This is a genomic window from Marinobacter sp. DY40_1A1 (assembly GCF_016597815.1).
In the GTDB taxonomy this organism is placed as follows: domain Bacteria; phylum Pseudomonadota; class Gammaproteobacteria; order Pseudomonadales; family Oleiphilaceae; genus Marinobacter; species Marinobacter xiaoshiensis.
This window is the reverse complement of the sequence record NZ_VCHA01000012.1, coordinates 1-8,600: the sequence shown is the minus strand read 5'-3', so window position 1 is coordinate 8,600 and position 8,600 is coordinate 1. Positions and strand designations below refer to the sequence as shown.

Genomic DNA, 8,600 nt, shown 5'->3' with positions numbered 1-8,600 from the left:
CGAATGCACTCGCAGAACCTGTGCCCCAAACTTCGTGACATACACGAGTCAGAGCAGCGGTCAGAGTCGTCTTACCATGGTCAACGTGACCAATAGTGCCCACGTTAAGGTGTGGCTTAATTCTTTCAAACTTAGACTTAGACATTCGACCAATCCCCCTAATCAACCTGGATAGTAACGTTGACCGGATAAATAGTGGAGCTCATGACCGGAGTTGAACCGGTGACCTCATCCTTACCAAGGATGTGCTCTACCGACTGAGCTACATGAGCATTGCAAATCAAATTGGAGCGGGCAGCGGGAATCGAACCCGCGTCATCAGCTTGGAAGGCTGAGGTAATAGCCACTATACGATGCCCGCGAGCAATTAAGTGGTGGAGGGGGCTGGATTCGAACCAGCGAAGCTTTCGCGTCAGATTTACAGTCTGATCCCTTTGGCCACTCGGGAACCCCTCCGAGTCAGACGCAGTGCTACACGCCTGTCACAACAAAAAAGTGGAGCTGGCGGACGGAATCGAACCCCCGACCTGCTGATTACAAGTCAGCTGCTCTACCAACTGAGCTACGCCAGCTCACATTCGCTTGTTCAGCGAGGGCGGTATACTACGGATTATTTTCGCGAGTTGCAACACCCTCGCAACGGTTGACCTCAACAAAGTCAAATTCCTCCCCATAATCCGCTTCTACCGCCTGAACCATCTCTTCTACAAGATTTGACTCAGCCTCAAAAGCGAGCGCGTAGCTTATCTGATTTCGGTCGAAGTTGACTAGTACCACGTTAAAATTCTTGCGTTTTTTTTCTTCCAGCACGGATATTGCTGCGCTACGAGACTCAAACAAACCAAGTGAGATCGCGTTTCTGTTCTCACCCTCAGTCACCAGATACGAATCTACGCCTCGCCGCTGCATATCCCGGAACTGTTCCAATGCCGCTGTCGGGGGCTGAGGGGGTATGATAACCCAGTGCAATGACGGCAATGGCCTCTCGACCTTCTCCAGGGACAAACTTTGAGTTCTGGAAAAAACTGAGTGGGCACCAAGAGCCTCCGCAACCTCAACACTCTTTATCCAGCCCACCCTGACACACACCCACTCATTAGAGACTGGCTCCGAAGCAACGACGGCATTTTTCTGAACCTTGAGGCTTGTTACTCTCGGCAGACTCCCACTCACAGCGGAACCAGGCTGACTAGCCACTTTGGAGTAATCACTCAGCTGCCAAACACAAAAATTGATAACAACCAATACCAAGGCCAGCCATTTCATTCTGCATGGGCCTCTGCATCTATAAGACCAAGCCCGTCCATTACCAAAGACGGGCGGAACTCTGCAACCAACCCAAGCTGGAGGAGTCTCTCGGCGTCGCCTCCAGTAACCAGAATATCGCTGATACCGAGAGCTATGCAGTCGCGCCTGACCCGCTCAACCAGCGCCTCAGACAGCCATGCAATACCGTGATTAACGCATTCGCTTGTGCTCACCCCAGGACTTGTATTCAAAACCTGACTGGGATCAAAATCTATTCGAGCTGCGTCCACTTGCAAACTGCGACGCATCATATTCAGGCCTGGCAAAATAAACCCCCCAAGGTGCCGCCCCTCAGAGTCAACATAATCAACGGTTATCGCGCTGCCAGCGTCAACCACCAAGAATGCCTGATTGCGCCGTTGCCAAGCCCCGTACATAGCGTGCCAGCGATCGGCACCCATTTGACTGCAGTCTTTATACGCACTTTTTAGCCCACCTCTGACAGCCTCCGCCCAGTAGAAGGTGACCGGCGCGTCAAATCGGCTGGACAGATGCTTGAACAGGCTTACCCTCTTTGATTCTGACGCGACAGTAGAAACTGCCACCCTGGAAACACTCCCTTCAGCTGCAGAGAATCCCGGCAGAGGGTCGACATCGGCAGTAACACCTACTCCCTGATCGAAAACCTGCCCAGACTCCTCAAGGCGCCATTTCAGCCTGGAGTTCCCAGCGTCGATCAACAGCCTCATGGAGCTACCCGCAAGCTGATCTCACCGGCACGAATGGGGACAACCCCCCCATCGGAAGTTACAAGTAAATAGTTGCCGCTACCATCAATACCGTTGCCAACACCCTTCAACTCCCCATCCTTTGCCTGGATAAGGCGATTGTTGTATATATCACGCTTTTGCCAAGGCTCATGGAATACACCAAAGCCCTTATTCGAAAAATCATCTGCAGCATCAGCCACTGCACCAATAACCGCTGCCGCCACCCGGTTTCTCGTCCATTCGGTGTCCGGGCACGCGCTCGCCAGGCTACTCCAGGGCTGATCAACGCCGCCAGCTTTAAGCATATGCACATTGATTCCAATACCTACAACCACCCGCACAACACCCTCCTGCAACTCACCTTGCAGCTCCACAAGGATGCCTCCCAGCTTTCCCGCCGGTAGAAATATATCATTTGGCCACTTCAAACCAACACCCGTCACACCCAGCATCTCAAGCGCTTCAGCAACAGCAACCCCAAACACCAGACTAAGCCCATCCAGAACCGAAAAGCCGCCGTGAAAGACAAGCCCCATGCTCAGATATAGATTCTCACCTCGCGGGCTCTGCCAGCTTCGACCTCTTCGGCCGCGCCCAGCCGTCTGACAGTCGGCAATGGATATAGGGAGCTTGCTTCCACAACCTTCCGCAACCTGCCTGAGAACTTCAGCGTTAGTTGAATCCACCTCATCGCAAACCCTCAAATCAATCCTCGCCGCCAACTCTTCATCAAGGTGGGCGAGGATCATGGCCGAATCCAGCAAATCAACCCGAGACATCAGTTGGTAACCACGGCCACGAATACTCGCCACCTCAAAACCACGATCCATTAGACGCTTCACCTGCTTCCAGATAGCTGTGCGACTCACGCCCAGCTCTTGGGCGAGAGATTCACCAGAGTGAACCTGTCCATCACTGAGAAGGGCAACAAGGGCTTTGAGTTTCATCAGATATTATCCGGCCGGAAGATTAGGTACCGGCGGATTAAACACCAGGAGAGAGCAAAAAAGCAAAACTGGCGGCCGGTACAGTAAAAGCACGGCCGCCACTGCAGTCAAGGAATCGGTGTCGCTGTCAGGTTAGCCCTGATGTCAAAATTCTGCATCATGACGCCGTAAACAGCCGTTTGAGCGCCACCTGTGGGGTGAATAAGATCAATGTTGTTTATGGATAGTTCTTTGAACTGGCTTTGGGCCTTGACCGCGAAGCCTAACGGGCGATTAGCCAAATCACCCTGGGTTGGGTTGCTGACATACCGATAGCCTTGAGCCGCCGAAGCATCCATGATTTTCTCATCGCCTTTTGCTCCCACAACACCAAGCAAATCGGGGCCGTCTTGCTTCTTAACGACCTTGGTTTGATATACATCTACCGCGAGATCTGTACGAATACCGAAGGTGTTATCGTCTACACCGTCACCATCAAAATCCCCACCATCACTGGTATAAATATCATTTAACAGCACGCTGGCGCCCGTGCCATTAACTGGATTTCCATTGGAGTCCAACTCTCTATTGGCCTCCCAAGAAAAAGCATTCTTTTTATTCCCGTCTGCTCTGGCAAGTATTTGCTTCAAGCGAACTGTAACACCTTCTTCCCCCCTGGTTTCCCAAATACCACCTGAGGCTTCGCACACCATTTGCGCAGTGCCAGCTCCGCCCGCGCACACATCTCCCGCACCGCCCGGGAGAATAGCCATGCTGCTTCCAAGCTCATAGCTTTGGACCACAAACCTGCCAAGACTGCCTCCAGCACTCTTATCACCGACCCTGAGATTTCCAATATCCATAGTGCCCCATGACTCTGCCGTGACCATTTCCAGGCCATCGGCCGTTGCATCGATGGTCATACCACGCACATGAGCATCGTACTCAAGCTCACTGATCCACAAGCCCTTCTGGCTAATCTCGCCCCTACCCTTGTCGTAAGCGTCAGCTATAATTGCGGCCTTACCGTTCCTTATGCGAATGTCTGAGTTGACCGTTATTCCTTCGCCGCTTGCGCCGCCGGCTCCAAGCGTAATATGACCATCTAGTTCAAATTCGTAGGATGGATAGAAGCCAAGGGCAAGGAGTAGCTCTGTACCGCCCTGAAGCTGCGCATCGTCACTACCAACCTTGAGTCCATTGATCCGATAACCGGCTGTTACATTCTCAAACCCGATTCGAAGGCCATCAAAGAACTGCGTACCGCCACGGACCTCTTCCCGGGTAACATTCAGAACAACGTCACCTCGCCCCCAAGACTGAAGACCACTGAAAATCACACGATTGCCATCTTCTGTGTAGCTTATATCTGCATTAGCCAAACTCCATTCTGTTGCCAGGCGCATACCTTGCGGCCCTGCTTCTGCGTGCCCGCCGCCCTGCAAATAGATTGCGTTCGTGTAGCTATTCCCGTTGTACGAATGATCCTGGAACAGGAAGTTCGCGTTGACCTCCCCGATACTTTTGTTGTTGGCGCCCATTTCAATGGTACCAACGTTAAATTCGCCAGCCATTGCTCCCAGGGTCAAGGCCAAGGCCGGCCTGTTATTCCAGTCAGTCGCAACATCAAGCCGCAAATCTTGCACGTTCAGATACCCAGTGATGTTTCTGAGAGCAAGGACATTAGCGTCGTCATGGTAGAGAAAGGAGGCACTGTGAATAGTAGTCTGGCTGTCAAACCGTAACCCCTCACCCTCGCGGCCGCCGGCCCTGATATCCGAGTTTGAAGACAGATCGAACTCACCACTTATCCCACCATAGGAGGGTAGTAATGCACCCGACCCTGCATCAGTGCTAACGCCATGATTCAGTGCATTTCCACTGTATCGAATGGCTTCTACTTTCCAGTTACCAACAATTCTGGGTGCACCCAGCTTGAGCGTATCGCCAACCACATCCAGCGTTATACCCAAAGCCTCAACATCCATCGTAATACCATCGAGAAAGAATTCGTTACCATTGGTCCTATAGCCTAAACGCCCTCCGGTCATGGTGTACGCAGTATCAAAGGTATAGCCCGCGCCGCCCGTGGCACCACCCTGTTTTATATTCACATAGCCCTCAAGAGAGTGATCAAGAAAGACACCACCCATACTCAGGCCCGGAGCACCCGCGAGTCGAATATCACCAAATTCGATCCTGCGATCTTCAACCAGGTAACCAAGGTTCAGTGATGCATCTGCACCTATATCAACCTTTACTACGTGATGCGCTGAGCCATTTGGATCAGAAGCGGAGCCCACGCGAAACCCTTCCAGGTGAATACCCTTGCCATCATCATAGTAGGTGACCTTGTCTGCAGTTACTCCCAGATCCATCTCCAGCGTAATGCCGCTTTGCCCGCTAACTGAGGCGAGCTCTGAATCATCAAGACTCTTCATTCCCGCAGATGCAGCCGATGCCAGGCCCAGAAACAACAGCCCAAAATGGATAACAAGAATGTAGTCCCGACCTTTATCGATCCTCATAGCACCACCCTTTATGGATTTCCCGTTGGGAAGACCAGCAGGTTGCCTTCCATGATTACATCGCCCTGCATCTCAACTGTGAATATATCTGTTTGCTGAAACCCAAGATCCGTCGGTCTGGGCGTGCTGCTAGCTGCAATCTTGAACCGGACATCGTCGAAACGAACGATATTTGGCAAGCCTAGCTCCAGCACGTCACCATTGAAGAGCGCACCATCACCACCAAAGCCCGTATCTATTGTTCGCATCCCCAGTGTCAGGCCTTCAAAGGCAAAACCGCCCCGGAGTTCATCGAGAACCAACCAACCGCCTGTTTCTTTTAGCCGATACGCTATTCTGGCCCCACACTTTCTGGTTACATCATCACAACTCCCGAAGTAGCTGTTCTCGACCGGCCCACCCAGCGCGTTGATGCTCACATCCCCAGACAGGTAAATACCACCCTGGCCTGAAACATCCGAGAGCACATCATCTTCCAAGGGAGCCATCTCAGCTGCGGCAATCAGGGACAGGAAGCTTAAAGCAAAAGCGAAAGATAGACGATTCCTTAAACTCAGCAGGCGTTGGCTCATAGCGCTAAGTCCTTGGTTTGTATCTTGAGATGCTGAATCAGCATGCCCTCCATGCGCGCCGGGCCAAAATCTTTGGCCCCCACACTAAAGTTACCTATGTGCAAATTACTGCGATATTCAGGATTCGAGTAATAATCGTTGTAGAAATCCCAGGTCGCTGCATTACTGCCATCCCGCTTCCCACTTGCAGCTATGTGCCCCGTGGGGGGTGCTGCTATGGTGTCAACTTCAAGTATGAAGTTTCCGCTTCCATCAACATCGAAAAAGATCGGCTGGTACCGATTGCCGATTGCAAGCTCCAATGCAAAGTCAGACATTGTTATGCGGGAGCCGCATGTGACCCCATCGAGCGAACATGCGTTAATTGAGAATTCAGGGGAATAGAGGTTGAAGCGAAACTCACCAGCCATTTGCTTGCGCTCACCATCCCCCCAAAGCCTGATATAGCTGCCATCAATGACCGCACTGCGCGCATGAAAGTTGAGATTGGACGAGCGATCCGCGCCAACTGCGACGTTCATTTGCATACCAATGTCCGCACGCTCTCCCCTCCAGTCAGCAGTGGCAGGCCGGCTTGAGCATGTACCGGATCCCGCTGCAGCAGAGCCACCCATACAATCAAAACCCTCTGCCATCGGCACCTTGGTGGATGCCGCAAGCTCAAGGACGGCTTTATTGGGAATGCCTATATCATCCCCGTTTAGGACATCAATGCTCCATGGGTTCATCAGGCGTCCCAAGTTTACCGGCGAAAGATTCTGGCCATAGTTGCTGTCGGCACCAGCGATGTATAAGTGGTTTACTGTGATATCGACTTCTTGGCCATCGGTACTTTTAATTCCGGAAATTCTGAAGACTCTCGCCTGCTCACCACTTTGGTCCGGCTTGTCAGTGCCATGGGAAAACGTAAAGCTATCGAGCACAAGCCCAATGCCCGCACCATCAACTTTGGACAACTGTCCATCATCAAGCGATTGGAGTTCTGCTAAAGCAACAGCCTGCCATCCGAGCATCACTCCCAGAAGCAAGCTCCGTGATATCACAAATTCAAGAGCAATCTTGCGAACGTTTGTGAAGGTCATTAAAAGAGTCCCCTACCGCGATCTATGTATTCAGATCGATACCGAGGCACACCATTAAGTGCCTCGCCCAGGTTAACTTCTGTCGCACCATTCGGGATGTTGAAGAAAGCACCACTGGTTGCTTGCAAAAACTCAGCTTCGGTCATTTTTCCCTGCTTTACATCTTTAACCCACTCTACCGCCCTGGTCTGGAAAGACATAAAAGCACCTGCAACGGGAGCAACAACACTTCTTTCGCCGTTAGTTTGTCCCAACTCGCCCACCGCGAATGATCGATATTGCCCCAAATCGAAACAGGATTGTATAGAGAGAACCTTACAATCCATTGCAATAACTTCGATATTGCCTTCCGGACAGTCAAACAGGTTATTACAACCTGGAACTTCTATTTTAGAGCTTGAACCCGGTGCCAAAAGATCCTTCATAAACAGGCGAGCAAACGTGCTAGCACCCTCAAGTACAAACCTTTCACCATCAGGAACGCCAATATGTTCTGATCTGATCTCATCGATCTCGCCGTAAGTTGGCGAATCAGGGTCGCCATCAACCAATCGCGCCTTGGTTTCCAGTGCGTTATTTTTTTCGAGAATAGGAGTAAGGAAATGAATTAACTGATCGGATATCGTTGGATTTTCTTGCTTGGCATTTTTCATTGCCCCACCCACGTCTTTGATCATCACGTTTACATTGCCTGTTAACGTTTCAATATCAGCAGACAATATACCCATGGCATCGCCAAATCCCAGTCGCACGCCGATAACTTCTTGCGTCTGCTGATCAAAGGCAAATTCAATAAAGGGGTTCTCGATAAAGAAGGGGACGACTTCATTTTCAGCATAAGCCGTTCCATCGGCTTTATACATTTCCGGGACTTCCGGGTTGTCCTGAAAGAACTTATCGTTCTGGATGTAACCTAGCGCAAAATTATTAATGAGTACGTCTGACGTACCCGGCTTTTCTCCATCCCGCTCATAGCGGCCGAGCTCAAGCGTATCAATATTTGTTTGAACCTCTATATCCATTCCGAGATTGATTCTCGTATAAGCGGTAGAGGCATCGGGATGGTAATCACGATCGATTGAGATAAAAGCCTGGCCGATAACCTCCGACAGGTGTTCATCAGCAATTGGATTCAAGTCGGCACTTACTCCCAGAGACAGGGTGGAGAAGGTAAGCGCTGCTACCAATCTACTCATAATAGTTCCGCTGCACACGTGCTGTTAAGCTGAGGGCATTCCTGCGGTGTAAAAGCGAATGCACCTTCAGTACTGACATTGTTTTTTTATTTGTCAGCTTCCTTAACGTACTGTAACGATATGTTCGAACTGCAACTGTGCGAGCGGTCATAATTTGGGCATAAAAAAACCCCAGCTTCGCAAGAAGCTGGGGTTTGGACTTAAGAGTCTGACGATGACCTACTCTCACATGGGCAAATGCCACACTACCATCGGCGCAGGCCTGTTTCACTTCTGAG

9 protein-coding genes and 4 tRNA genes are annotated in these 8,600 nt (G+C 51.1%); all 13 read right to left on the bottom strand.

From position 1 onward, the window contains the following. Positions 1-145: GTP-binding protein (locus FFI61_RS17555; protein WP_227715045.1), on the bottom strand; the 145-nt coding region annotated here is incomplete at its 3' end. Between the two features lie 51 nt (positions 146-196). Continuing rightward, positions 197-272, bottom strand: a tRNA-Thr gene (locus FFI61_RS17550). 14 nt (positions 273-286) lie between these two features. Next, positions 287-361: transfer RNA gene (locus FFI61_RS17545), tRNA-Gly, on the bottom strand. Positions 362-372: 11 nt separating this feature from the next. Then, positions 373-456, bottom strand: a tRNA-Tyr gene (locus tag FFI61_RS17540). Positions 457-496: 40 nt separating this feature from the next. Continuing rightward, positions 497-572 (bottom strand) — tRNA-Thr (locus tag FFI61_RS17535). A gap of 31 nt (positions 573-603) precedes the next feature. Continuing rightward, complete coding sequence (locus FFI61_RS17530; protein WP_227715044.1) at positions 604-1,266, bottom strand: hypothetical protein; 663 nt, start codon at positions 1,264-1,266, stop codon at positions 604-606. After that, positions 1,263-1,997, bottom strand: coding sequence for a type III pantothenate kinase (locus FFI61_RS17525; protein ID WP_200371902.1), 735 nt, complete (start codon positions 1,995-1,997; stop codon positions 1,263-1,265). The genes FFI61_RS17530 and FFI61_RS17525 overlap by 4 nt, the downstream gene beginning before the upstream one ends. Continuing rightward, complete coding sequence (locus tag FFI61_RS17520; protein WP_200371901.1) at positions 1,994-2,965, bottom strand: biotin--[acetyl-CoA-carboxylase] ligase; 972 nt, start codon at positions 2,963-2,965, stop codon at positions 1,994-1,996. The genes FFI61_RS17525 and FFI61_RS17520 overlap by 4 nt, the downstream gene beginning before the upstream one ends. Positions 2,966-3,072: 107 nt before the next feature. After that, positions 3,073-5,472 carry a DUF6160 family protein gene (locus FFI61_RS17515; RefSeq protein ID WP_200371900.1) on the bottom strand — a complete coding sequence of 800 codons (2,400 nt, stop codon included), beginning with the start codon at positions 5,470-5,472 and terminating at the stop codon, positions 3,073-3,075. An 11-nt stretch (positions 5,473-5,483) separates the two neighbouring features. After that, entirely contained in the window at positions 5,484-6,044 is a 561-nt protein-coding gene (locus FFI61_RS17510; RefSeq protein ID WP_200205317.1) for a DUF6160 family protein, read from the bottom strand. Next, positions 6,041-7,126, bottom strand: coding sequence for a hypothetical protein (locus FFI61_RS17505; protein WP_227715043.1), 1,086 nt, complete (start codon positions 7,124-7,126; stop codon positions 6,041-6,043). The genes FFI61_RS17510 and FFI61_RS17505 overlap by 4 nt, the downstream gene beginning before the upstream one ends. After that, entirely contained in the window at positions 7,126-8,322 is a 1,197-nt protein-coding gene (locus FFI61_RS17500; protein WP_200371899.1) for a hypothetical protein, read from the bottom strand. Before FFI61_RS17500 ends, FFI61_RS17505 begins: the two co-directional genes overlap by 1 nt. Then, positions 8,315-8,600: hypothetical protein (locus FFI61_RS17895; protein ID WP_227715042.1), on the bottom strand; the 286-nt coding region annotated here is incomplete at its 5' end. The genes FFI61_RS17895 and FFI61_RS17500, both read right to left, overlap by 8 nt.